The 22245-nt window shown below is 35.5% G+C and carries 28 protein-coding genes and 1 pseudogene; 13 read left to right on the plus strand and 16 right to left on the minus strand.

Annotated elements, in window-relative coordinates:
- Positions 1 to 140 precede the first annotated feature (140 nt).
- The gene (locus CQZ94_RS11330; RefSeq protein ID WP_000595025.1) at positions 141 to 380 is read right to left on the minus strand and encodes a YuzB family protein; all 240 of its coding nucleotides are present in this window, start codon (positions 378 to 380) and stop codon (positions 141 to 143) included.
- A gap of 429 nt (positions 381 to 809) precedes the next feature.
- Between CQZ94_RS11330 and CQZ94_RS11335 the strand changes: the two genes are divergently transcribed.
- From CQZ94_RS11335 to CQZ94_RS11350, 4 genes are all read left to right on the plus strand, one after another.
- A complete protein-coding gene (locus tag CQZ94_RS11335) occupies positions 810 to 1880 on the plus strand; it encodes an NAD(P)/FAD-dependent oxidoreductase (RefSeq protein WP_105585476.1) in 1071 nt (356 codons plus the stop codon).
- A gap of 237 nt (positions 1881 to 2117) precedes the next feature.
- The gene (locus CQZ94_RS11340; protein ID WP_142395814.1) at positions 2118 to 2321 is read left to right on the plus strand and encodes an aspartyl-phosphate phosphatase Spo0E family protein; all 204 of its coding nucleotides are present in this window, start codon (positions 2118 to 2120) and stop codon (positions 2319 to 2321) included.
- Positions 2322 to 2389: 68 nt separating this feature from the next.
- Positions 2390 to 3049, plus strand: coding sequence for an ABC transporter ATP-binding protein (locus tag CQZ94_RS11345; protein ID WP_105585477.1), 660 nt, complete (start codon positions 2390 to 2392; stop codon positions 3047 to 3049).
- The gene (locus CQZ94_RS11350) at positions 3033 to 3827 is read left to right on the plus strand and encodes an ABC transporter permease (protein WP_002089330.1); all 795 of its coding nucleotides are present in this window, start codon (positions 3033 to 3035) and stop codon (positions 3825 to 3827) included. Before CQZ94_RS11345 ends, CQZ94_RS11350 begins: the two co-directional genes overlap by 17 nt.
- A 114-nt stretch (positions 3828 to 3941) precedes the next feature.
- Here CQZ94_RS11350 and phnA read toward each other — a convergent pair whose 3' ends face one another.
- From phnA to CQZ94_RS11370, 4 genes are all read right to left on the minus strand, one after another.
- Complete coding sequence (gene phnA / locus CQZ94_RS11355; protein WP_105585478.1) at positions 3942 to 4283, minus strand: alkylphosphonate utilization operon protein PhnA; 342 nt, start codon at positions 4281 to 4283, stop codon at positions 3942 to 3944.
- 248 nt (positions 4284 to 4531) lie between these two features.
- A complete protein-coding gene (locus tag CQZ94_RS11360; protein WP_105585479.1) occupies positions 4532 to 5326 on the minus strand; it encodes a DUF2628 domain-containing protein in 795 nt (264 codons plus the stop codon).
- Positions 5327 to 5665: 339 nt separating this feature from the next.
- Positions 5666 to 6052 carry a hypothetical protein gene (locus CQZ94_RS11365; RefSeq protein WP_105585480.1) on the minus strand — a complete coding sequence of 129 codons (387 nt, stop codon included), beginning with the start codon at positions 6050 to 6052 and terminating at the stop codon, positions 5666 to 5668.
- A 214-nt stretch (positions 6053 to 6266) separates the two neighbouring features.
- Complete coding sequence (locus CQZ94_RS11370; RefSeq protein ID WP_105585481.1) at positions 6267 to 6494, minus strand: DUF7660 family protein; 228 nt, start codon at positions 6492 to 6494, stop codon at positions 6267 to 6269.
- Positions 6495 to 6583: 89 nt separating this feature from the next.
- Between CQZ94_RS11370 and CQZ94_RS11375 the strand changes: the two genes are divergently transcribed.
- Both CQZ94_RS11375 and CQZ94_RS30875 read left to right on the plus strand, forming a co-directional pair.
- Entirely contained in the window at positions 6584 to 7054 is a 471-nt protein-coding gene (locus CQZ94_RS11375) for an SMI1/KNR4 family protein (protein ID WP_105585482.1), read from the plus strand.
- Positions 7041 to 7409, plus strand: a pseudogene (locus CQZ94_RS30875) (hypothetical protein). The gene CQZ94_RS11375 and the pseudogene CQZ94_RS30875 overlap by 14 nt, the downstream one beginning before the upstream one ends.
- A gap of 68 nt (positions 7410 to 7477) precedes the next feature.
- Here the strand turns inward: CQZ94_RS30875 and CQZ94_RS11385 are convergent.
- The 3 genes from CQZ94_RS11385 to CQZ94_RS11395 all read right to left on the minus strand — a co-directional run bounded on the left by CQZ94_RS11385 (position 7478) and on the right by CQZ94_RS11395 (position 9367).
- On the minus strand, positions 7478 to 8146 hold the full coding sequence (locus tag CQZ94_RS11385; protein WP_105585484.1) for a hypothetical protein: 669 nt from the start codon (positions 8144 to 8146) through the stop codon (positions 7478 to 7480).
- A gap of 65 nt (positions 8147 to 8211) precedes the next feature.
- Positions 8212 to 9006 (minus strand): nucleotidyltransferase domain-containing protein, encoded by a 795-nt coding sequence (locus CQZ94_RS11390; RefSeq protein WP_105585485.1) that lies wholly within the window; start codon positions 9004 to 9006, stop codon positions 8212 to 8214.
- A gap of 52 nt (positions 9007 to 9058) precedes the next feature.
- Complete coding sequence (locus CQZ94_RS11395; RefSeq protein WP_000248590.1) at positions 9059 to 9367, minus strand: YuzD family protein; 309 nt, start codon at positions 9365 to 9367, stop codon at positions 9059 to 9061.
- Positions 9368 to 9573: 206 nt separating this feature from the next.
- Between CQZ94_RS11395 and CQZ94_RS11400 the strand changes: the two genes are divergently transcribed.
- Both CQZ94_RS11400 and CQZ94_RS11405 read left to right on the plus strand, forming a co-directional pair.
- Positions 9574 to 9810 (plus strand): NifU family protein, encoded by a 237-nt coding sequence (locus CQZ94_RS11400; protein ID WP_000431179.1) that lies wholly within the window; start codon positions 9574 to 9576, stop codon positions 9808 to 9810.
- A gap of 325 nt (positions 9811 to 10135) precedes the next feature.
- Positions 10136 to 10351, plus strand: coding sequence for a carbonic anhydrase (locus CQZ94_RS11405; RefSeq protein WP_105585486.1), 216 nt, complete (start codon positions 10136 to 10138; stop codon positions 10349 to 10351).
- Positions 10352 to 10430: 79 nt separating this feature from the next.
- Here CQZ94_RS11405 and yutH read toward each other — a convergent pair whose 3' ends face one another.
- On the minus strand, positions 10431 to 11432 hold the full coding sequence (gene yutH / locus CQZ94_RS11410; RefSeq protein WP_105585487.1) for a spore coat putative kinase YutH: 1002 nt from the start codon (positions 11430 to 11432) through the stop codon (positions 10431 to 10433).
- Between the two features lie 120 nt (positions 11433 to 11552).
- Between yutH and CQZ94_RS11415 the strand changes: the two genes are divergently transcribed.
- Entirely contained in the window at positions 11553 to 12044 is a 492-nt protein-coding gene (locus CQZ94_RS11415) for a phosphatidylglycerophosphatase A family protein (protein WP_105585488.1), read from the plus strand.
- Positions 12045 to 12063: 19 nt separating this feature from the next.
- On the opposite strand, the gene CQZ94_RS11420 is transcribed toward CQZ94_RS11415, so the two are convergent.
- The 3 genes from CQZ94_RS11420 to CQZ94_RS11435 all read right to left on the minus strand — a co-directional run bounded on the left by CQZ94_RS11420 (position 12064) and on the right by CQZ94_RS11435 (position 16403).
- Positions 12064 to 12543 (minus strand): GNAT family N-acetyltransferase, encoded by a 480-nt coding sequence (locus CQZ94_RS11420; protein WP_105585489.1) that lies wholly within the window; start codon positions 12541 to 12543, stop codon positions 12064 to 12066.
- A gap of 514 nt (positions 12544 to 13057) precedes the next feature.
- Positions 13058 to 15631 carry an FtsX-like permease family protein gene (locus CQZ94_RS11430; RefSeq protein ID WP_142395815.1) on the minus strand — a complete coding sequence of 858 codons (2574 nt, stop codon included), beginning with the start codon at positions 15629 to 15631 and terminating at the stop codon, positions 13058 to 13060.
- On the minus strand, positions 15615 to 16403 hold the full coding sequence (locus CQZ94_RS11435; protein ID WP_105585491.1) for an ABC transporter ATP-binding protein: 789 nt from the start codon (positions 16401 to 16403) through the stop codon (positions 15615 to 15617). The genes CQZ94_RS11430 and CQZ94_RS11435 overlap by 17 nt, the downstream gene beginning before the upstream one ends.
- Before the next feature lie 288 nt (positions 16404 to 16691).
- On the opposite strand from CQZ94_RS11435, the gene CQZ94_RS11440 reads away from it, so the two are divergent.
- The gene (locus tag CQZ94_RS11440) at positions 16692 to 17273 is read left to right on the plus strand and encodes an NAD(P)H-dependent oxidoreductase (RefSeq protein ID WP_105585492.1); all 582 of its coding nucleotides are present in this window, start codon (positions 16692 to 16694) and stop codon (positions 17271 to 17273) included.
- A gap of 32 nt (positions 17274 to 17305) precedes the next feature.
- On the opposite strand, the gene CQZ94_RS11445 is transcribed toward CQZ94_RS11440, so the two are convergent.
- The 4 genes from CQZ94_RS11445 to CQZ94_RS11460 form a co-directional block, all read right to left on the minus strand.
- A complete protein-coding gene (locus tag CQZ94_RS11445) occupies positions 17306 to 17836 on the minus strand; it encodes an iron ABC transporter substrate-binding protein (protein ID WP_105585493.1) in 531 nt (176 codons plus the stop codon).
- A gap of 116 nt (positions 17837 to 17952) precedes the next feature.
- A complete protein-coding gene (locus CQZ94_RS11450; RefSeq protein WP_105585494.1) occupies positions 17953 to 18717 on the minus strand; it encodes a TIGR01457 family HAD-type hydrolase in 765 nt (254 codons plus the stop codon).
- 107 nt (positions 18718 to 18824) lie between these two features.
- Positions 18825 to 19457 carry a helix-turn-helix transcriptional regulator gene (locus tag CQZ94_RS11455; protein WP_105585495.1) on the minus strand — a complete coding sequence of 211 codons (633 nt, stop codon included), beginning with the start codon at positions 19455 to 19457 and terminating at the stop codon, positions 18825 to 18827.
- A gap of 74 nt (positions 19458 to 19531) precedes the next feature.
- Positions 19532 to 19972 (minus strand): DUF86 domain-containing protein, encoded by a 441-nt coding sequence (locus tag CQZ94_RS11460; protein WP_105585496.1) that lies wholly within the window; start codon positions 19970 to 19972, stop codon positions 19532 to 19534.
- Positions 19973 to 20119: 147 nt separating this feature from the next.
- On the opposite strand from CQZ94_RS11460, the gene glpX reads away from it, so the two are divergent.
- From glpX to CQZ94_RS11480, 3 genes are all read left to right on the plus strand, one after another.
- Complete coding sequence (gene glpX / locus CQZ94_RS11465; protein WP_002174048.1) at positions 20120 to 21091, plus strand: class II fructose-bisphosphatase; 972 nt, start codon at positions 20120 to 20122, stop codon at positions 21089 to 21091.
- A 16-nt stretch (positions 21092 to 21107) separates the two neighbouring features.
- Positions 21108 to 21374: a DUF3055 domain-containing protein gene (locus CQZ94_RS11470; RefSeq protein WP_000392612.1), complete on the plus strand. Its 267-nt coding sequence runs from the start codon at positions 21108 to 21110 to the stop codon at positions 21372 to 21374.
- Positions 21375 to 21746: 372 nt separating this feature from the next.
- A complete protein-coding gene (locus tag CQZ94_RS11480; RefSeq protein WP_105585497.1) occupies positions 21747 to 22244 on the plus strand; it encodes a cytoplasmic protein in 498 nt (165 codons plus the stop codon).
- Position 22245: the final 1 nt, after the last annotated feature.

A 22245-nucleotide genomic window follows, 5' to 3' on the forward strand; every position in this document is an offset into this window, starting at 1 on the left:
CCTTCACCAATCGGGCTTTTACGGGCAGCCCGACTCCCACCTAACTTCTTTGCTTCAGCTGAATTTTGAGGTGGGAGTCTTACTGCCCACAAATAGCGGGATAAATGAAAAAAAGAAAAACGTTGCCTGTTTGCAACGCTTTAAAACATTGGATTTTCATCCAAATAATCATATACATTATTTACAAGTTCTTCTACTGTTGCACCTTGTACAACTTCACCATTTACAAGTGCAAATGGACCTTCAAAACAGATACCACAATATCCTAAACAACCATATTCCATTACGTCTAAATTAGGATCTTTTTCTAATTTTTCTAAAGCCGCTTGCGAACCGCTTGCAAGGTTACCTACACAAAATTCGATTAATGGTTTAATCAAAACTCTCCCCCCTGTATCTCTAAACAATTTACCATTTACTTTAGCAAGTATGAAGTGCATACCTAATTTGCGAAACGGATAAGTAACCCTCTCTACTTGTTACCATTCCACTTTATTTATAAGAAGAAAACTAAGCTGTTTCTTGTTGTTTTCGTTATATATTCTAAACTATTTAGTTACTTCACTATTTCACTTCACAATAGATAGTCTTCTTTATATAACATTCTACTCATAATGAAATAGTAAATAGTAACTAGAAAATGAAAACAGTTTACTTTACTTTTCTTCTTATTGTACAACAGAGTATTCATTCATGCATTGTTATTTGTTCACAAATTCGATATAATTTGATTGAGTAAAGTCGAAATATTTTATTAATATAAAATTGTATGATTAGGGGATATTTCAACAGAAAAGGGGTAATCCATCATGAAACACCTCGTAATACTGGGTGGTGGCTACGGTGGAATGAGAATTCTGCAGCGGCTACTTCCAAGCAACCAACTTCCAGATGATGTACAAGTGACATTAATCGACAAAGTACCATATCATTGCTTCAAAACTGAATATTATGCATTAGTGGCGGGTACAATTTCAGAAACACATATTCGCATACCGTTTCCTGAGCACCCACGTCTTAATATTCAATACGGCACAATCACAAATATTGATCTTGAAACGAAAGCCGTTCATCTCGATGGAGGTGAAACAATCCAATATGATGATTTAATTATCGGACTTGGCTGTGAAGATAAATATCATAACGTTCCTGGGGCGAAGGAATATACACATAGCCTACAATCAATTGAACAAACACGTAAGACATATGAACAATTAAATAGCTTAGAACCAAATGCAACAGTAGCTGTCGTTGGAGCTGGCTTAAGTGGCGTTGAAGTAGCAAGTGAACTTCGTGAGAGCCGTTCTGATTTAAAAATCTATTTATTTGATAGAAAAGATAGAATTTTATTCCCATATCCAGAGAAATTAAGTAGATATGTAGAAGAATGGTTTATAAAACATAACGTTACCATTATACGAAACTCTAATATTACCAAAGTGGAACCAAATATTGTATACAACCATGATGAACCACTTGAATGTGATGCAATCGTATGGACAGCTGGTATTCAAGCAAATGAAATTGTTCGAAACCTTCCAGTTGAACAAGATGGTAGCGGACGGGTTGTTTTAACAAAATATCACAATATTCCAAATAACGAGCACGTTTATGTCGTAGGAGATTGTGCAGCACTTCCACACGCACCATCTGCTCAACTTGCTGAAGGTCAAGGAGAGCAAATTGTCCAAATATTATTAAAACGTTGGAATAATGAACCACTTCCTGATGAACTGCCTGTTATTAAATTAAAAGGTGTTCTCGGTTCTCTCGGCAAAAAACACGGATTTGGTTTACTAGCAAACCAACCATTAATGGGACGTGTACCGAGATTATTAAAATCCGGTCTTCTTTGGATGTACAAATATCATAACGGTTAATACTTTAAAGGCTGTCTACATAGTAGACAGCCTTTTTCTATTCATTTTTTTAAAAAATAACTTTCTCAATATAGATTCACAAAATTTTTCCATTTTAATATTAAAAACTACCGATGAAAAGTGTATGCTATATGTAAGAGTTATTTCATTTTATTATTTTCTTTAGGACCGAATGCGTTCGGTCTTATTTTTTATGCTATAAATACTACACATAATAGGAGGCATTTCATTTCACTTATGAACTTAACAAAACTAAATAATCGAATAGAAGTGAAAAAGAAAGAATTAATCCACCTCGTTGAAAAATATGGATTTTCTCACGATAAAGTCATTTCTCTTAGTCAAGACTTAGATCGTTTGCTAAACTTATTAACGAAGCTAAATACTTCCGTCTCAAGACGATCTAATCCTGCAAACAAAGAAAAAAGATGTTCCTTCTAAATAGATTTTATTTTTCTATTTTTCTCTCTTTTTGATACGATATAACTAGAATCAGAAAGGAGCAATTTATGTTTATATTAAAAGACATCATATATAAGGATATTCTACACATTCCTTACTTACAAATTCAACAAGAAAAAATAACTTGTATTATCGGTGAAAGTGGTAGCGGAAAAAGCACATTACTTCGTATGTTAAACGATTTACAATCACCAACATCTGGTACAATTGAATATAACGGAAAATCTATTTTAGATTATCCTCCCATTCAATTACGCCGTGAAGTTGTCATGCTCGGACAAACTCCGCCTATTTTTGATGGAACAATTAAAGATAATTTATTAATGGGACTTCGATTTTCTGAAAAGCCATTTCCAAATGACGATGCCCTGCGGGACGCATTAACGACTGTTAGCCTAGATAAAAAATTAGAAGATAACGCCTCCTCTTTATCAGGTGGTGAAAAACAAAGACTCGCTTTCGCTCGCATTATACTAATGGATCCGCCCGTCTATTTATTAGATGAACCAACTTCGGCACTAGATGGTGATACAGAACGCCGCGTTATGAAACAATTTACTATACTCGCAAGAGAAAAGAAAAAAACAGTTATCTTCATTACACACTCACAACAACTTCCAGAAGAAATTGCAGATGATATTATTGAAATTAGTAAAACAAACGGTGCAACTAGAAAGGAAGTGCTATCAATTGAAGGGCGTTATTGAACTACAAATTTGGCAACTTGCAGCTGCATATATTTTCATCCTTATTTTAATCGGGCTTGTGAAATTAAAAGGAATACCGCGTGAGAAACAAATTACAATTGCTACATTACGTATGACGATTCAACTTGTACTAGTTGCATATGTTCTTACATACATATTTGAAAATAGTAATCCGTTTTATACAATAGCTCTCATTACTTCTATTACTACATTTGCGATTTTCAACATTTATAAACGAATAAATCTTCCTATGTCAAAAGAATTAAAAAGAGTTGCTGCCATTTCCATGATTGCTGGGTCAATTGGGCCACTACTCTTATTTATCTTTGTCATTATCGGACACGATCCTTGGTATGCTCCGCAATATATCGTTCCTATTGCCGGCATGTTAATCGGTAATGCTATGACAGGTATTTGCCTCGGGGCAAACACCTTTTTAAACAGTATGAAATCACAAAGAGATCATATCGAAGGTGCACTTATGCTCGGGGCAACTCCAAAACAAGCAGCTGCCCCGCTCATACGGGACGCTTTTGATTCTGCTATTTTACCAACAATCAATTCTATGGTCGGAATGGGGATTATAAGTCTTCCGGGCATGATGACTGGTCAAATTTTATCCGGTGTATCACCATTTACAGCTATTCAATATCAAATTGCGATTATACTTGGTATTTCTGGAAGTACAGCTTTCTCTGTTATTATCTTCTTACAGCTTGGGTATAAAACGTTCTTTAATAAAAGGTGTCAGTTGAAAGAAGTTGAAGTACAATCATAAACTAAGTGTTGCGCGCCGAGGTAAATGAAATTATATCAACGATTCTATACGAAATATCGATTTACCGAAAAAAATTGACAATAAAAAGAGGAGGCTACTCGCCTCCTCTTTTACTTACGCCTTCTTAACGAACTGTGATTTTAACTTCATAGCTCCGAAACCGTCAATTTTACAATCAATATCGTGATCTCCCTCGACTAGACGAATACTCTTTACTTTCGTACCAATCTTTACAACTGAAGAAGTTCCTTTTACTTTTAAATCTTTAATTACAGTAACAGCATCGCCATCTTGAAGAACGTTTCCGTTCGCATCTTTTACAACTTTTGCACCGTCATTATTTTCAGCTTCCGCTTCTTTGCCCCACTCATGAGCACATTCTGGACATACGAAAAGAACGCCATCCTCATACGCATATTCTGAATTACATTTTGGACAATTTGGTAAAGTAGCCATAAATTCATTTCCTCCGTTCATTATTTATACGTAAAAATCAAATCGAATTTTTACATGTCGATAAATAAAATTTGTATAGCATTTCTTTATACTGCCATAGTCTCACGTTATTGACAAGCCTACCTCAAATTCTCATTTTTTATTGTATTTTACAAAATTTCAATTAGTATGCCGTTTTTTATGTCTTCCCCAATAAATAAAAGAAGAACCTTCACAAGGTCCTTCTTTTCAAAATTAACGAGTTCTCTCTAGAAACCCCAACTATTTTCTTCAATGTAAATTTGATACTCTTCTAATTCTTCTTCACTTAACTTCTTATTATTTTCATATACTTCTTGCCATTCAAAATAATCTTCACTGAAATAAACAGCAAATTTAATTTTTACGTTTTTCTTCTCTGTATAGTCATAACCAGTAAACTCTACTACGTCATAATCCTTTTCTTTCTTTACAAACTTCCAAGTTGGATTATCAGTCATAACCTCTAAAGTAAATCCTTCATCACTTGAACGAACAACATTTTTAATATTCGGCTCAGTTGGTAAAAGGGAGAGTCCGAACATAGCACCGCCAAACACTATCCCCACTATAACTTGTAAACCAATCATACCAACAAAACTAGCGCCACCCTTTGATTGTAAGTAATACGCCTTCTCATGATCAGGCATATCTTCTGCCTTATGTAAAATACGAACAGCGTGCTTATAATATAAACGGTTTCCTTGCCATCCAGTAAATATCATAATTCCTAATTGAAGAACTAAACTAAATGATAAATAAATTCCATCTGGAATGTCTATAAAAGGAGTTACCAATATACTAGGTACCGACAATAATGTAAGTATAATAAATAACTTATACATTTTACGATGAGCTAACCAAAAAGATGGGAAGAAAAAGGCTACCCAATTCCATGTATTCTCTTTTCCTGGATTTTTTACTTTGCCCCATTTAAAGTCATAATAAGCTGTATTCTTTTGAACAACTTTATGTAATTCTTGTGGAGAAATTGTTTCTTGTAAAACTGTGTCCCTCACGTACATCATCCTTCTCTTATTTCTATATAACTTTATTGTATATCTATAAAAAGAAGGAATCTAACAAAAAATAGTTATATTTCATAAAAATGAACGAAAATCGAATACATTCCGACAATTACCCGTTTCTTATTCCATTTTACTATTAAATATATTAGAATACTCATATATAAGGCATTTAATACACTATGTTAAACATCTTGTGTATTCGCAAAAAAGGATGTCCCAAAATCATTTTGACACACCCTCCTCCTATTATATAAATTACTATTGTGATATGACCAAACCTAAAATCTCGACTTAGGAAACTTCACAAATTAGCTTTCTACTATTTCAAACATATTTCTACTTACACAACTGCTCCAAATTACCCTTCACTTTCTCAATAACATCTTCTATACGTTCCGCTATACATTCCGGCTCCCAATCTCCCTCACCGTGCATAGCGGTATAAACTGGACAATTCTCATCATTACTATCTACAAAGATTGGGTCCCCAAGATACGAATCTATCCCAATTACAATCCATCCTTCTTGCCAATCTCCTTCTTCATTCCCAACTAAGCTTTGCCCTTCATTGTCAAAACTATAACCAAGTTGCCCTTCTTCTATTTCTTCACTATTAAATAATTCTATTGTCATTGGTTCAAATTCATACTCTAACTCAATTTCATTATCCCCAGCACGATCTACATATACTAAAAGTTGTTTAATTTTATTATGGTTAATCATAATATTTTCTCCATTCTATCTTTAAAAAATCTAACTTTATTCATAATAAGCTGCTGCAAGCAACATTTGGGCAATAAAGTGAAACTTTAATCAGTGGGGGTTTTGTTCATCCCCACTGATTATTAGTTGAACCAATCGGGCTTTTACGGGCAGTTGATCTCCCACCTAACTCCCTCACATTCGCCGAATTTTGAGGTGGGAGTCCTACTGCCCGTTAATGCGGGATAAACTTCCACGGTATATTTTCTGGAAGCTTCTCCCCTTGATTTATATAAGCACCTTCACAATCACCTAACCAACCATTTAATGCCTCTAAATAAGTCTCTACCTCTATATTCTCCCATTCATCTTTATTCTCTTTAAAATCCTTTTGAAGATATACAAGAAACTTCAACAAGTCTTCTTTAGAATTTACGTGATCAAGGTATTCAGATATATCCATATTTTGTTCCTCTTTCTATTGCTCGTCATTTAAACTAACTATAATATATGAAATAAGATTCCTAAAACTATTACTTGAGGTGACCAAATATGAAGTCTACAGTTTGGACAGAAGATGACTATTTAAAATTAGCCCCTATTAACGACGAACTAATAAAAAAAGCAGAAGAAGTACTGAACGTAAAGCTCCCAGAATCGTACATAAATCTTCTAAAAGAACAAAATGGAGGAACTCTTCGATTAGATGCTCACCCTACTTCAGAGCCAAATTCTTGGGCAGACGATCACGTTAATGTTTCCGGCTTATATGGCATTTCTTTTAATGAAAATGAATCTAGCATTTTAGATAGCCAATATTTAATTCAGGAATGGGACATGCCTGAGAATATCGTGCTTTTATCTGGTGACGGACATACGTGGATTGCATTAGATTATCGAAATGTAGCTAAAAATCCTTCAGTTATATTTATCGATAATGAATTGGAGGAAATTATTGAATTAGCACCTAACTTTGAAAGCTTCTTACAAAACTTAACTACGTACGATTATGATGAAGAGTAAACCTCTCTCTAAAGGAGTACACACTGGTGCAAGATTTCATTATAAATTTACACGCTGCTTTAAAATCACTTGGGTTTAAGAAAAAAAAGACATACATTTCAATATTCGATTGTATTCTACAAACAAGAATAGAACCTATAAACATCAAAAAGAACAATCTATTGCATAATGTTTCACATGAAACTATCCATATTCCAGATTACCTCTCTACAACTTAAAACAGTACGAACAAGCTAATCACTACTTACAGCAATATTTATATTGCTCTGTGCATCTTAATAATGAGGAAAGAGAAACAGTATTCTTTCATGAAATTGATATGTATATGAGAAAACTAATAGAAAACGCAATGTAATTTTACATTGTGCTTTCTACTAGTCCTTTATCACAGTTCTATATACTTAGTCGCCTTTTATACCTCTCCTACAACGCCCAAGTAATATTCATTTCTTCAAATGACTCCTTACTCACTTCCAACCCTTCGCTACCATCCGTTCCAATCATCGCTACCTCTTCTTTAGACAACATAATTTCCTCGTTTGGATTTTGGATTTTTCTCTCATATACTAATTGTAAAAGCTCTATTTGTTCCTCTGTCAGTTCATACTCTTCTTCCAATCTTTCAATTGCTGATTCCGTATCAAGTAATGGGATTTCTAATAAGAATCCACCGTGTTCTTCCATCTCTTCAAATGAATCGATTGAATATGCACCGTTATCATCAATCCAAAATGCTGTTGTAATGAAAGGAACTGTTTCGCCTTCTACTTCTTCTAATACGTATTGAAGTGCTTCTTCTTTAGCAATTTCTATCACTTCCGAAGGTGCCCCTTCAAAATAATTTGCCGCATCAATCCACTCTTCAATTCTCTCACTATTCACATCTTGAAGACATACGATCGTGTATTTCGGATGAAAAGTAATCGTCCCTCGTCCGCCTTGACTATCTTGCATACTATAGTTAAATCCATCCCATGAACTTTCATGTAAAAAATCAGGAGCATGTGCTACAAAAATTGCATCTGCAATTGACTTTAAAATGCATCCTTTCCATAGTTGCTCTTTATCTATATGTAATTTATATTTTCCCATTCTCTTCTCCTATGCACATATTTTTTCTATTATCTTTCCCCTACACAGTACGTGTAAAGCCTTTTCTACCATTTCTCTCTACACGTCTCAATTAAATGAAGTAAGTACCTCTTCGTCATATCAGCCCGTCTCCAACTAGAGAGCCTTCGCTTTTCTTCTGGATTATGCCGCATTCGCTCTACTTCTCTGAATAAAGGCTCCCACTCATGAGAGTAAAGTTCCAACATATATTGCAATCCTCTATCTTTTGAAACGATTGTTTTATAATCTAGCGTATATAAAATACGTCCCATCGTAACGACAGCTGATTCCACCCATTCTTCTATGAAAAATAAATAGGGACGCTTCACTTTTTCACTCCAGTAATGTTCTACGTTATATTTCATTGTATTTACTACATCGTCCCATTCTATTTGAAAGGGAAGGTCTTCTGCTTCTTTCCCGATAACTGTAATGCCTTGGTTTTTCAATGTCCACCATGTGACCGCGTTAATATCCCAATGACCAATATTAGCCTTACCATCTGCACAATACACGTACTCATTCATTTCATGATTGTATTTCCCTAAGTCAGCAAGCGGAATATACATACCGTCCATTCTTTTACCTAACGTACTTTTCCTAATTTTTTTATGCAGTTCTATAATTTGCTGTTTTTCAACTTCATTCACGGAATCACTTATTACCGTAACAAAGTCAACATCGCTCGTTTCTATATGAAATGCTCCTAGCGCGATTGATCCGTAAATATATACCCCGACTATTTTTTTATCTAAGAAGATTTCTTTTAATTCTACTATGTACTGCCCCATTAATTGCTTTACTTCTTCTGGTAAAGCATGTTTTATTCCACTCTCCACATCTATCCCTCCATTAAAAAAAGCCTCTGCAAATTCGCAAAGGCTTCATGCTTTATAAATATTTCTCGATTTCTTCGTAAACATCCTTCAAACGAGGATTTCCTTCTCCAACAATTTCTCCATTCACAAGAACGACTGGATAAAATAAATCTTCCTCCACTACTCGCTCTGCGAATGCTTTTTTATCCTCATCTTCTTGTTCTTCTTGAAAATCAATATACTCAAAATTAAATTTATTTTCTTGTCCTTCATATTTACGACCAATCGCCGCTTGTAACCACTCAAACGTTTCTGTTGAAGATGGCATTCCAACGCAGCTCGCACAAATTACTTTCGTCCCATACACTTGAACATTAACCATTTTTTCTCCCCCACTTCTCGTTCTAACAGTATATTCAGATGTCTTATTGCATAAGCACATCATTTTACAAATTTATTCTATACCCCTATACTGAAAAAACACGTTGTAAACATGATACAATATTTCGACAATAAAACAAGAAGAGAAAAAATAGATTTTCCCCTCTATCTTGATTATAATAAAACTGATGAAAGGAGTCGATAAAAATGGAAAACCCAAATATGCAAGAACAAGTACTAGAAGTATTAGATAAATTACGTCCGTTCTTACTTCGTGATGGCGGTGACGTTGAATTAGTAGATATTGAAGAAGGTATCGTAAAACTACGCCTTATGGGTGCATGTGGAAGCTGCCCAAGTTCTACAATCACACTAAAAGCTGGTATCGAACGCGCACTACTTGAAGAAGTACCAGGCGTTATTGAAGTAGAACAAGTATTTTAAATTAAAAGCGGCGGTGGCTCGTTCAGCTCTGATTGGCTAAGGTTCTTTCGCATAGAAGGCGCTTTTTGCCTCACAGGAAGGCGCGAAATGGCCGACTGTTCTAGCCGCTGGAGCTAAACATTATCTAAAAGCAGAAGCGGCTCGTTCAAAGCTACTTCTAAAAAAGAGACCAAATTTGGTCTCTTTTTTTGTACGCAAACAATACATACTCCCCTACACTATTAACATCATAAAACAAAATTGGAAATCCTTCTCAAGAAATGCAATAATTAATATATAGTGAATCGTTCACACATATAAAGCGAAAAACATAGGGGGACGACGTATGCCAAAAATAGGGAGTACTTTTGTAACAATTCAAGAATTAGAACAGAAAAAAGAATATTTATTAATTCTTTCACCCGTTATACCGACATGGAATACGAGCTATCAATTTTTATTTAAAGAAATACAACAAGAATTATTAAAAAAGGTAAATGAAAAAATTGAAAGACACCACATTATTTTAACTATATGTACAGATCAAAAAGTAGGAGCATAGCTTCTTATTATATAAAGATAGACACGGGTATCTATTGTGGTATAAAAAAGAGACCTCAATTGGCCTCTTTTTTATACTTTTAAGATAGCCAATCTAATTTCCTAATGCCTAACTTATCAATAGGTAAACGAAATGACTCGTAAAAATGATTCATAAATTGCTCAGTGCGCTTCACATCATGTAAAATGATTTCTAAACGAGCTCTATATATGCCTTTTTGTTCTTCGTTTCCTGTTTGATAATATCGTTCAACCGTTTCAAAGTAGTGAAGCGGGAACAGAAGCCTTGCGAATAATAAGCGCCAACCAAATGAAGAGAGCGAATAATTACGTTCATAATCTGTAATGAATTGAACTACCGTTTGCTCCCAATCTGTCTTTTTTTCTATCATCATATAGCGAATACATTCTGCTATATCCCTACTTGGGTGATCATATACCCAATCAAAAGGAAGTTTTAAGCGCTTCGTTTGATGCCATAATAAAGGTGTAAATCGTTCTTGGCAAATTGTTGCTGCGTCAGTTATTTGCGGTGTATCATCCATTTCTGTATCGACAACATATTGAATTGCATTTTCTGCAACTCCTAAGTAATACGGGAAGGATTCAATAAACAATTGATCGAATACGTCTGAAGGATGGTTCATCACTTGCGATTGCCAAAACCTTTCTAATTGGTCGAGCCTTTTTTCCCATAATGCTTTCCATTCACCAATGCGGCTTAATTGCTCAACTTCTTCTGGAAAGAATGCGCCACGTTTATGGAATATAGAAAGCTCGCTTCCTAATGATGTAGCATGTCGCTCTAACATACGCATACCTTTTAATAAGCAGTAATTTTTTTCTTCTATCTCACTTACATGGTAGCCGTGTATAGTCGGAACGAAAGTCGCAACAGTTATATCCCCTTGCTGATTCATATAATCACTGAGCTTTTTCATCTCTACAAGTACTTCTTCCTCCATTTCTCCAATTGGAACAAGTACATAAATTTTATTGCGAATCCAAAAGCTTTTATAGGGGCCAAGGGGGATTAATTCTTTAACATGTATGTGATAATGCTCATAAATATGCTGAATCATCGCAGTCGCCACCTATGGTTTTTCTTTATATATATGAGCTTGTGCTCGCCTTTCATTCCTATGCACATGATAAAGCAACGAAACGTATACAAATACTAAAAAGAAAAAAAGGTGATAAACATGAAAGAGTCAAATCAACTACAAGAAAGAGCATTACAACTATTACAAGAACGCGGTGTAACAATTGACGATATTGCTGAACTTGTTCATTTTCTTCAAAAGAAATACCATTCAAATTTAGAGATGTCAGAATGTCGCTATAACGTTGAGCGTGTACTATCAAAACGAGAAGTACAAAACGCACTTATTACAGGCATTGAACTTGATGTCCTTGCTGAAAAAGGAATGTTAAGTGAGCCGTTACAAGATATCGTAAAACGCGATGAAGGACTATATGGAATCGATGAAGTCATCGCACTTTCAATCGTTAACGTGTACGGTTCTATCGGTTTCACGAACTTTGGATATATCGATAAATTAAAACCAGGTATTTTAGAATACTTAAATGATAAATCAACTGGAAAGGTGCACACATTCCTTGATGATATCGTTGGCGGAATCGCTGCCGCTGCTTCAAGCCGTTTAGCGCACCGTGCTGAGCATTCAGAGTAACGTATCTAGGCCGTCAGTTTCATACTGACGGCCTTTCATATTCCATAAGCATGAACTCTCTTCCACGGCTCAAAAAAAGAGGTCCTACTTGAAATCCAATGTTTTTATATAGCCTAATCGCTCTCTTATTGAATGTCGCTACACTCAGTCGAAACATTTTCGAATTCAATTCCTCAGTAGCAAATGCTATTCCCGCTTGAAAAAATATTTCCCCCATCCCTTTCCCGGTTAAATCCGGCTTCATTCCAAGTCCGATATCTACAACATCTTCTCTCACATATAAATTGGCATCTCTTCCCCCTGGCACTTGTGCATTTTCTCCAAAGCAAAAATAGCCGATGAATTCTCCATTCTCTCCGCAACAACCGTAATACGTCCCATCTAGTAACTCTTCTATTACTTCAGCCTCTCCTGAAAAACTATATAAATTGTACGGTTCCTCATACGTCCACATATTTATCTCATTCGCTTCTTCTTCTGTTAATTTATGAATTTCCATTCCTTTCGCTCCTCATCAAATATTCTATATATATTTACTCATTCATTTTTCACATTCAATTTCCCTCTAATTACAATATGCATAATTGCATGCGCACACCCATTTAAAAAATGCTAAAATTTATTTGAATCGCTGTTGTTACACTTCTTGATTAAGAAAGACCGTTAACCGGAAAATTAACGTCTTATCAAATTCAAGCAATTGGCACATTTTGTCATCATGAAAGACACTCGAAAGAGTGTCTTTTTTTCTATACCTGAGCAGGACCTGCTCATTTACAAAGTTAATGCATAAATTAATATAACTCTTTAAACACATTATTCCCTTTCTATACGTTGCGGCGTTCGTTGCGACAGATTCGGATAATAAAAAGCACTCCAGCCAGAGTGCTTTTTACTTTCAAACAAGGAGGTTACATATATGGATAGTACTCTTGTATTTAACTTTGGTATCGGTATTGTTATCATTTTATTCGTCTTCTTTGTACTTTGTATGAGCGGGGTATAGTAATCTTTTATGCTGATAACTCCTTTAAAGTATCACTCAATTTAAACTTTCTTAATTGTAATGAAGCAATCATTGCTGCACCTGCTCCGAGTATCACACTAGCTAGGGCCAATATGAAAACTTGATTATACGGAACGATAATAACCGTTAACTCTAAGCTTGATAACACAATATAACTAAACAAAATTCCGCCAAAAATGCCAATACAACCAGCTATCGCTCCGAGTAAAGTTCCCTCTAATAAAACAATCCGTCTCATTTGCTTCGGAATAGCTCCTACCGCACGAATCATACTAATTTCAGCACGTCTTTCATGTAAACTTGCGACAATCGCATTCATTAATCCTATACCAGAAATAATGAAAATAATGACAACTAACAAGCGAATTAACATCATCATTTGCGATAATAACTGCTCCTGCTCTTTCAATAGATCATAACTATTAATAACTTCTACGTTCTCTTTATTATTTGTAATTTGTTTTACTTGTTTCTTAATTGCTTCAAATGATTGATTAGAATTTGTCATAATTTGAATCGCTTCATATCCTTGCACGTGAAAATTATCACGGGCCCATTGTTCATTTACAAAAATATCTGATCCTCTTAGCCTTAATCCTTGCTCAATAATCGAAACGACTTTAATCGTTTGTTTTTCTTTTCCTTTCCCTTGTACTTCGATCGTATCATGTAACTGAATCCCTAAATTTTTAGCCGTTTCTTTCGTAACGACTCCTTCACCATCTTGTAATGGCTTATTTAAATTTTGTCCTGAAATCACTTTTGCCTTTGTTACTTTCTGATACGCTACAATATCATTACCTACAACTTCCATTGAGTCATAATTAAAATTATTTTTCCTCCTATATTCATACCATTCTTGATTTGCTTTCTTAAAGTCATAATTTACAAGTTTTGCTGTGAAATCAGCAGCATTCCCTACACTCGCTTCTACACCGTCAACTTTTTTAACCTTCTCCATCCAACTAAATGGTAAAGTTTCAATTTCTTGCGATTCCATCGGTACACGTATTACTAAATCCGCTGGTAAATGCTTTTGTAATCCTTTCTTCGTACCTTCATACATAGAGTTTACATACATCGTTCCAACAAGTGCTAACATAAAACCAAATGCTAGTATAGCAACTGACACCGTTGCCTTATTCCGATAACGAATTACATTACGGCTACTAATCGTCGTTTCAATTCGAAATATCATTTGCAAAGGTTTCGCAATAAATGGCGCTATCATACGAATAAATAACGGAATTGCAAATAACAAACCAACTGCAAATAACAGCGCTCCTATCGCACTTGGATTAAAACCGATATACTCCTCTAATACGTTACCTGCTAGTCCAATAACAGTACCAATAATTAAAATGCTACAACTAAAAGTACTCCATCTTTTTTCTTTTTTCTCATTACTAGGAAGACCGGGCCGAAGTGCTTGAACTGGGGGAATCTTTCTAACCATGAAAGCTGGTATAATAGCCCCTATGACAGACATAACAATCCCTAGTGAAAACGTAATGAGTAAAATCTCACCTGAAATCGAGAATGATTCTTTCCCTGCACTCTCAATATTCACCCATTTATTAATGAATGATGCCGCAATTGTGTGCGTACTCGCTCCAAGAACAATTCCTGCTAGAGATCCAATTGCTCCAATACATAAAGCCTCTAATAAAACGACTAATATAATTTGATTTGGATTACTACCAAGTGCACGTAATAATGCCCATTGCTTAAATCGACTTCTGACAGATAAGAAGAAACTTCCCATTATTAAAAGGGCTACTACAAATAAGGCAATACCACCTAAACTAAAAATTAATGGCTTCATTACATTTAGTCGTTCAAATGCCTTATCGACATAAGTACGCTGATCTACCTTTATATTTTCTATCTTCTTATTTACATCAAGAGCAATTGCCCTTTTCACATTTACATCCAGTGCTTTCACTTGAACGAGATTGAATTGATTTTGTAGATTTAGTTCTTTTTGAAGCCAATTAATTGGAAAATAAGAACCATGCCCCATTGCCGCCATTAAAGGTGGATTCAAAATCCCGACAACTTTAACAGTCTTTTCTCCATGCGGTGGAAACGGAAGTTTGATCATATCTCCTACACGTATATTTTCACGGTCTGTATACCCTTTTGTCAGTGCTACTTCAGCACCTTCTTTCGGATATCGTCCTTCTGCAACTTTATAAGAACGCATTTCTGGTGAATCTTGCTCAACACCCCAATAAGACGGCTTCCCTGATAGCTCTTTATACTGTGGTAAAGGATACGGTATAAGTACTTTTGATATTTTTTCAGCGTTTTCTAAGCCATCTATCCCTTTTAAACTTTCATTATTTAAATACATATCATTCTTTATATATCCAAATTGCAAATTATAATCTCCATAACGACTTACTACTTGTTCCTTCACACTTTGCTCAACTGATTGATTCCCTAGTAATAACATAGTCGCTAACATAACACCTAACGCTGCTCCAAGGGCAATCAACATATTTCTTAACCAATTTTGTTTCATTGATTTCACCGCATACTTAATTACCCAGCGCATCACCTTTACCTCCTACTTTAAAGTGATGATTCATAATTTCTTGAATGTGAGTTACTTGCTGCGGGATATTTCGAAATTTCCATCCCTTACTTTCAGCATGTTCATAAATCACTTCACCATCTAATAAGAAAACAACTTTATCCGCATGGGCCGCTACGAATGGATCATGCGTTACAATGACAGCTGTTTGTCCTAACTCATCACAGGCATTGCGAAGGGCGGCGATTATATTTTTGCTATTTTCTGAATCTAATGCCCCTGTTGGTTCATCCGCTAATATAATAGCTGGCTCATTTGCAAAAGCCCTTGCAATTGCAACCCTTTGCTGTTGACCACCTGATAACTGTGCTGGTAAATGCTTTTCTTTTCCCTTCAATCCAACAAGATCTAATAAGCGATTTGCTGTCACAGTCGCCTTCTTTTGCGAGACATTATCTAACAGTAAAGGCAATCCTACATTTTCCTCCGCACTAAACACTGGAATCAAATTAAACTGTTGAAAAATAAAACCGATTTTATGCCTTCTAAACAAAGCGAGCTCTTTTTCTTTTAATGTTGAAATCTCTGTACCATCAACTCGAATACTACCTAACGATGGAATATCTAATCCACCTAACAGCTGAAGTAAGGTCGTTTTACCCGACCCACTTGCCCCCATAATACAAACGAAATCCCCTTTTTGAATTTGAAGATTGATACCTTTTAATATCTTTACTTTGCTATCCCCAATATCAAACGATTTTTCTAACCTTTCAATTTCAATAATATTCATCCCGATATCCCCTTCTCTCTCTATTTGCCAATCTATATATTCTATTCGAAAATGCAAAATCCCTACTATTTTGTATTTTTTTGTCACATACTAACATTTATATTAACCGGCAGTAAGTGCCCGATTAGTGTGAGCAAATAATCAGTGCGGGATGGACAAAACCCCCACCGATTAAAGTTTCACTTTATTTCTCACGTCAGAAAAGTTGATTCTCGCAACGAAAGTAACCATAATAGTTACACAAATATATAAAAACTATTCACATATCCACAAATAGGAGGAAGAAAAATGAAACATGTAATCGTTTATGCACATCCGAATACAGAAAGCTTCAACCATGCTATTTTAGAAACTGTAAAAAGTGAATTAGAAGGAAAAGGGCATGAAGTACGCGTTAGAGACTTATATGAATTAAACTTCAATCCAGTATTAGGCGCTTCCGATTTCACCTCATTTTCTCAAGGAAACACACCAGAAGATATTAAAGAAGAACAAGAGCATATCTCTTGGGCTGATAGCATTACATTTATTTATCCAGTTTGGTGGGCAGGACTTCCTGCTATTTTAAAAGGATATGTTGACCGTGTATTTAGCCACGGCTTCGCTTATGCTTACGGTGGAAATGGCATTGAAAAGTTATTAAGCGGTAAAAAAGGATTGTTATTATCTACAATGGGTAATACGAAAGAGGCATACACAGCAGGCGGTATGTTTGACGCAATGAAGAAAACAGCGGATGTTGGTATTTTTGAATTTACAGGCATTGAAACACTTGAGCATACATTCTATACAAGTGTTCCTTCTGTGGATGACAGTGTGCGTAAACAATATCTTGAAGAAGTTAAAGACGTTGTGAATCGCGCATTTTAATAAAAAACTCCGGTTATAACAACCGGAGTTTTTTATTTCATCATCAATTTCGGAATATATCTTTGAAGTATACTTTCTAATTCATTCATATCTTCCTGTCTAATAAGTAAATTTACATTGTCATTCATTTTTTCTCGCCCGCGATATAAAAATATATTTTCTTTTGGATTTTCCCATGTTGATGTTTTATAGCCTTTTAATTCTTCGTATGAATAAAAGTTCAATCCGTCTATTACACCTTTTTCATATATTTGTACACTTTTAATCAGATGGATAGCTATTAAAGTCATAAAACAACTTGCTACAGCATAACTACCTGACTGAATGAGAAACTGTTCAACTGTACCAATATCACCACTTACGTACTGAGCATATATATACATACATTGTCCGATGAAGTACGCTGGTCCAAGTAATGCAATCCAACGTCGTTTCACCCGAGGATATGTTGCAATAAGTTTTCCCGCGCTTTTTTTCATTTCATTTATTTTATATATCTTCCATAGAACAAAGAACAAAACACATAATGTAAAAACAAACATAATACATGACATCCAATACACTCTTATTCCCTCCCCCTTTATATCACCACATGTAAATTTTACATTTTATATAACTATAGTACATATGCAATTATGCATAAAAAAACAGGCAACCGCTCCCGGTTACCTGCCTTTCATTACATCTTCTCAATCCACTCCGTCAAGTTATGCACAACTTGCGTTGGTTGTACTTCATATTCTGTTAACTTCTCCACAGTTGTTACTCCAGTGTGGACAAGAAGGGTATGCATACTAGCATTTATCCCCGCTAAAATATCTGTATCGTAGTTATCCCCAACCATTAAAGCTTCTTCTTTTCCTATGCCAAGCACTTTTAACGCTTGTTCCATAATGATTGATTCTGGTTTACCGATAAAGATTGGATCCACACCTGTTGATACTGCAACAACTGATGTTAATGAACCGTTCCCTGGTAATAATCCGCGCTCAGTCGGAATCGCAATATCCCCATTTGTTGAAATAAACGTCGCACCGTTACGTACAGCAAGACATGCTTTTGCTAACTTTTCATATGTGATATCGCGATCTAAACCAACAACGACGAAATCAGGATTTTCATCCACAAGTTCAAATCCTTTTTCAACAAGAGCATCGTGTAAGCCCTCTTCACCAATCATATATACAGTTGCATCTTGTTTACGCTCATAAATAAAGTTCGCTGTAGCCATACTCGTTGTGAATACTTGCTCCGCTTTCGCTGGAATATCGAAACGAACAAGTTTTTCTGCAACTTGTTCTGGTTTACGAGTTGAGTTATTTGTAACGAATAAATATGGAATACCACGTTCTCCTAATGCTTTTACGAAGTCACTTGCTTCTTCAATTTGTTCTTCTCCGCGATACATCGTACCGTCTAAGTCAATTAAATAACCTTTATACATCTATTTGTCTCTCCTTCTATGTTAACGTTCTCACCTATCATACCACTCTTATATTAACCCCTTTTTCAAAAGAAAAAAACGCTTTACCCTAAAGCGTCCCATAACGTTCATTTTTTCTCTTTTATTTGATACGAGCAATTACAATCGCCTTCACACATGTTCGTTAACGTCTTCACATTTGCATCTACAAATAATCGCTTGTACATATCTTTTTCATCTTCACACACTTGCGGGAATTTCTCCGCTATTTCCTTTAACGGGCAGTTTTGCTTTTCAAGTATGAAAGAGCGTTCCCCATCTCTCTTTATTTGAACCATATAACCATTTTTCTCTTGCATAGCAGCTAGTTCCTGTACTTTATACGCTAAATTACTTTGATTACTTATCTTCTTTTGCAACTGTTCTTCCATTCGTTTCGTTCTCGCTTGTAAAACGTAACGAAGTATTTTTTCATCGCCCATTCGAGCTAAATCATCTAGTATTTCAATAGCAAACTGCTTATATTCTTTCGGGAATGTATCTTCTCCCTTTTGACTTAATCCATACAAATATGTTGGTCGTCCAACATGCTGCCTTACCATCTTTGAATAAATTAGCTCATCTTTCTCAAGATTACTTAAATGCCTTCGAATTGCCATTTCCGTAATTTCTAAAGCTTCGGCTAATTCTGCTACAGTATGCTCGCCCTTTACCTTCAACAATTGTACAATCTCTTCTTTCGTCGTACGTGCTTGCCCCATAACTCGCCCTTCTCCCTTTTCTCATATACAATATAAGATCCCCAAAAAGTATTTTGGGGATCTTATAAGCACAATTATTCTGGTACAAATGCAGATACAGGCCCTAATTCCTTTTCTAAATAACTGTGAATATTCACTGGGTATTTCTCTACCACGGCAATATGTTTTTGAATCGTCTTATATAATTCATCATGATTCATTTGAATATAATCTTGCGTAAGCATTTTTCGAAGAAGAATAATTTCTTTAATATGCGCTCCCTCTTCTCCACTTATAACTCTCTCGTCCATTAAAATATCAATAATATCTTCGTAACTTCCTGGATCGCGCATAATAAATCCATCAATCATCGCATTTCCTACATCTAATATACAATCGATAATAAGATGGGCTATGCGCTCTAATGCATAAAATTCAAACTCGGTTTCATATGTCTTTTTCTCTTGAAATGTATTTGTTGCTCGTTCTAAACATACTAGCATTTGTTCTATTTTCTTTCTGTCTACGAAGTACATGAATGTCACCTACCTGGAAATTAAAGCATTTACATTTTAATTGTAACGCTTTCTTCTGAAAAAATCGACAATTTTTCGAATTCACCTTTTCCTCGTTATTTGTTATAGTTATATTTGTATGATTTTTGAAATTGGAGGAATGCAACCTTGGAACGTGAACTCGCACTAGAAATTGTCCGTGTAACAGAAGCAGCAGCCTTAGCATCTGCACAGTGGATGGGCCGCGGAAAGAAAAACGAAGCAGATGATGCAGCAACTACAGCTATGCGTGATATGTTCGATTCAGTAAACATGGCAGGTACAGTTGTAATCGGTGAAGGAGAACTTGATGAAGCACCGATGTTGTATATTGGTGAAGAACTAGGAACAGGTAACGGTCCAGAAGTAGATATCGCCGTTGATCCATTAGAAGGTACAAACATCGTTGCGAAAGGCCTTGCAAATGCAATGGCAGTTATCGCAATCGCAGATAAAGGAAACCTTCTTCATGCTCCGGATATGTACATGGAAAAAATCGCGGTTGGTCCAAAAGCAGCTGGTAAAATTAGCTTAGATGATCCAATTGAAAAAACAATTGAAATTGTAGCAGAAGCAAACAATAAAAAAATTCGTGACCTAACGGTTATCGTGCAAGAACGTGAACGTCATCAAGAGATTATTGACCGTGTTCGTGCAAAAGGTGCACGCGTAAAACTATTTGGTGATGGAGATGTTGGTGCATCAATCGCTACAGCTCTACCTGGGACAGGTATCGACTTATTCGTAGGTGTAGGCGGAGCTCCAGAAGGCGTTATTTCTGCTGCAGCATTAAAATGCCTTGAAGGTGAAATGCAGGCACGCTTAGTTCCAATGAACGAAGAAGAAGAAGCTCGTTGCCGTGAAATGGGATTAGAAGATCCTCGTCAACTTCTTATGTTAGATGACTTAGTATCTGGTGATGACGCAATCTTCTCAGCAACAGGTGTATCTGCTGGTGAATTATTAGACGGCGTGAAATTCCTTGGCGGAGATTTAGCTGAAACATATTCTATCGTTATGCGTTACAAAACAAGAACGGTACGATTCATTAAAACACACCACCATTTAGACCATAAACCACACTTAAACTTAGATATTTAATAAAGGAGCCATGTGTATGGAAGAACGTTTCTTTCTGTACGACGATACAGTCGCTACAAAAACTCGTTTCGTTAGCTTTATGGGGGAAAATGAGCGTCATGATTTAGCGCTTCTATACTCTGATCGTCATTACGGTAAAACGATAGTCCTTGATATGCAGAGCAACAAATTTGCTATCATCGGTCCTGACGATTTAAACGAACCAGGCTACTTAGAGCATGCATTTTCTATGTCTGAAGAAATTGCAGAAGAATTACGCTCATTTTTATTTGAACTTATATAATTTATCTTATACACCAGCTATTTTAGCTGGTGTTTTTTTACATTTAAAGTTTTGAATTTTCAATCTTTTATGTTATACTTATGAACAAATCTATTTGGATAGAAAGGACGTTATCTACGTATGCCAACATTTACTTTGTAATGGACCAGCAATTGGATAGCATTACTCTCAAAAAAGCACCGTGCTTTTTCAAGGGAGTAGTCTGCCCATTCCCATTACGAAGGAACGTAACGCATCTGTAGTATGATGTTTACGGAGGTTCCTCTTAGGGGAATCTCCTTTTATTTTTGTCTACTTCTCATGTCTTCATACTACAAGACATCCAAATAGCTGTATTACGTTCCTTTACCACTATATAAGAGGTGAAGGAAAATGCAGAAAGTACAACTTTCTTGGAGTTTATATGAAAATGAGTTATCCACAATCGAAAAATATTGTAAAAATTGTAGGCGCACTGCCCTTTTTACTGATACGAATATTCGCAGGCATAACGCAAATGGAAAAAACATATACCGATTTGCAATTTATAAATGTCCGAAAGATCATACGTGGAACCAAAAGCTTCACATTTATAAATCATTTACTGATCACGTCGAAACTGTCGATATGGCTCAGCAAGAACAAACTGAAACAAGTACTACCATTTCCATTACACAATACAAAGAAAGTGGTATAGCCGAAATAACGATCGTATTAGACATAGTTTTTGGTTTCCACCGGATTGATAAAGTGTTATCCACATATATTTCAGATTGGAGCCGTACACTCATTGTGGATAAAATTAAAAATGGGTATATCCAATTGAACGGGCAACAAATGAAACCAAATACAACACTTTCTGAAGGTGATTTTATTTCAATTTTCTTGTAAA

The organism is Bacillus sp. MYb209, from assembly GCF_002975175.1.
Classification (GTDB): Bacteria; Bacillota; Bacilli; order Bacillales; family Bacillaceae_G; genus Bacillus_A.

What these genes read in the sequence shown, in the direction of transcription:
- CQZ94_RS11335 (WP_105585476.1), top strand. Translation starts at nt 810, where the DNA reads ATGAAACACCTCGTAATACTGGGTGGTGGCTACGGTGGAATGAGAATT.
- CQZ94_RS11340 (WP_142395814.1), top strand. Translation starts at nt 2,118, where the DNA reads ATGAACTTAACAAAACTAAATAATCGAATAGAAGTGAAAAAGAAAGAA.
- CQZ94_RS11345 (WP_105585477.1), top strand. Translation starts at nt 2,390, where the DNA reads ATGTTTATATTAAAAGACATCATATATAAGGATATTCTACACATTCCT.
- phnA (WP_105585478.1), bottom strand. Translation starts at nt 4,283, where the DNA reads ATGGCTACTTTACCAAATTGTCCAAAATGTAATTCAGAATATGCGTAT.
- CQZ94_RS11360 (WP_105585479.1), bottom strand. Translation starts at nt 5,326, where the DNA reads ATGTACGTGAGGGACACAGTTTTACAAGAAACAATTTCTCCACAAGAA.
- CQZ94_RS11365 (WP_105585480.1), bottom strand. Translation starts at nt 6,052, where the DNA reads ATGATTAACCATAATAAAATTAAACAACTTTTAGTATATGTAGATCGT.
- CQZ94_RS11370 (WP_105585481.1), bottom strand. Translation starts at nt 6,494, where the DNA reads ATGGATATATCTGAATACCTTGATCACGTAAATTCTAAAGAAGACTTG.
- CQZ94_RS11375 (WP_105585482.1), top strand. Translation starts at nt 6,584, where the DNA reads ATGAAGTCTACAGTTTGGACAGAAGATGACTATTTAAAATTAGCCCCT.
- CQZ94_RS11385 (WP_105585484.1), bottom strand. Translation starts at nt 8,146, where the DNA reads ATGGGAAAATATAAATTACATATAGATAAAGAGCAACTATGGAAAGGA.
- CQZ94_RS11395 (WP_000248590.1), bottom strand. Translation starts at nt 9,367, where the DNA reads ATGGTTAATGTTCAAGTGTATGGGACGAAAGTAATTTGTGCGAGCTGC.
- CQZ94_RS11400 (WP_000431179.1), top strand. Translation starts at nt 9,574, where the DNA reads ATGGAAAACCCAAATATGCAAGAACAAGTACTAGAAGTATTAGATAAA.
- CQZ94_RS11405 (WP_105585486.1), top strand. Translation starts at nt 10,136, where the DNA reads ATGCCAAAAATAGGGAGTACTTTTGTAACAATTCAAGAATTAGAACAG.
- yutH (WP_105585487.1), bottom strand. Translation starts at nt 11,432, where the DNA reads ATGATTCAGCATATTTATGAGCATTATCACATACATGTTAAAGAATTA.
- CQZ94_RS11415 (WP_105585488.1), top strand. Translation starts at nt 11,553, where the DNA reads ATGAAAGAGTCAAATCAACTACAAGAAAGAGCATTACAACTATTACAA.
- CQZ94_RS11420 (WP_105585489.1), bottom strand. Translation starts at nt 12,543, where the DNA reads ATGGAAATTCATAAATTAACAGAAGAAGAAGCGAATGAGATAAATATG.
- CQZ94_RS11430 (WP_142395815.1), bottom strand. Translation starts at nt 15,631, where the DNA reads ATGCGCTGGGTAATTAAGTATGCGGTGAAATCAATGAAACAAAATTGG.
- CQZ94_RS11435 (WP_105585491.1), bottom strand. Translation starts at nt 16,403, where the DNA reads ATGAATATTATTGAAATTGAAAGGTTAGAAAAATCGTTTGATATTGGG.
- CQZ94_RS11440 (WP_105585492.1), top strand. Translation starts at nt 16,692, where the DNA reads ATGAAACATGTAATCGTTTATGCACATCCGAATACAGAAAGCTTCAAC.
- CQZ94_RS11450 (WP_105585494.1), bottom strand. Translation starts at nt 18,717, where the DNA reads ATGTATAAAGGTTATTTAATTGACTTAGACGGTACGATGTATCGCGGA.
- CQZ94_RS11455 (WP_105585495.1), bottom strand. Translation starts at nt 19,457, where the DNA reads ATGGGGCAAGCACGTACGACGAAAGAAGAGATTGTACAATTGTTGAAG.
- CQZ94_RS11460 (WP_105585496.1), bottom strand. Translation starts at nt 19,972, where the DNA reads ATGTACTTCGTAGACAGAAAGAAAATAGAACAAATGCTAGTATGTTTA.
- CQZ94_RS11470 (WP_000392612.1), top strand. Translation starts at nt 21,108, where the DNA reads ATGGAAGAACGTTTCTTTCTGTACGACGATACAGTCGCTACAAAAACT.
- CQZ94_RS11480 (WP_105585497.1), top strand. Translation starts at nt 21,747, where the DNA reads ATGCAGAAAGTACAACTTTCTTGGAGTTTATATGAAAATGAGTTATCC.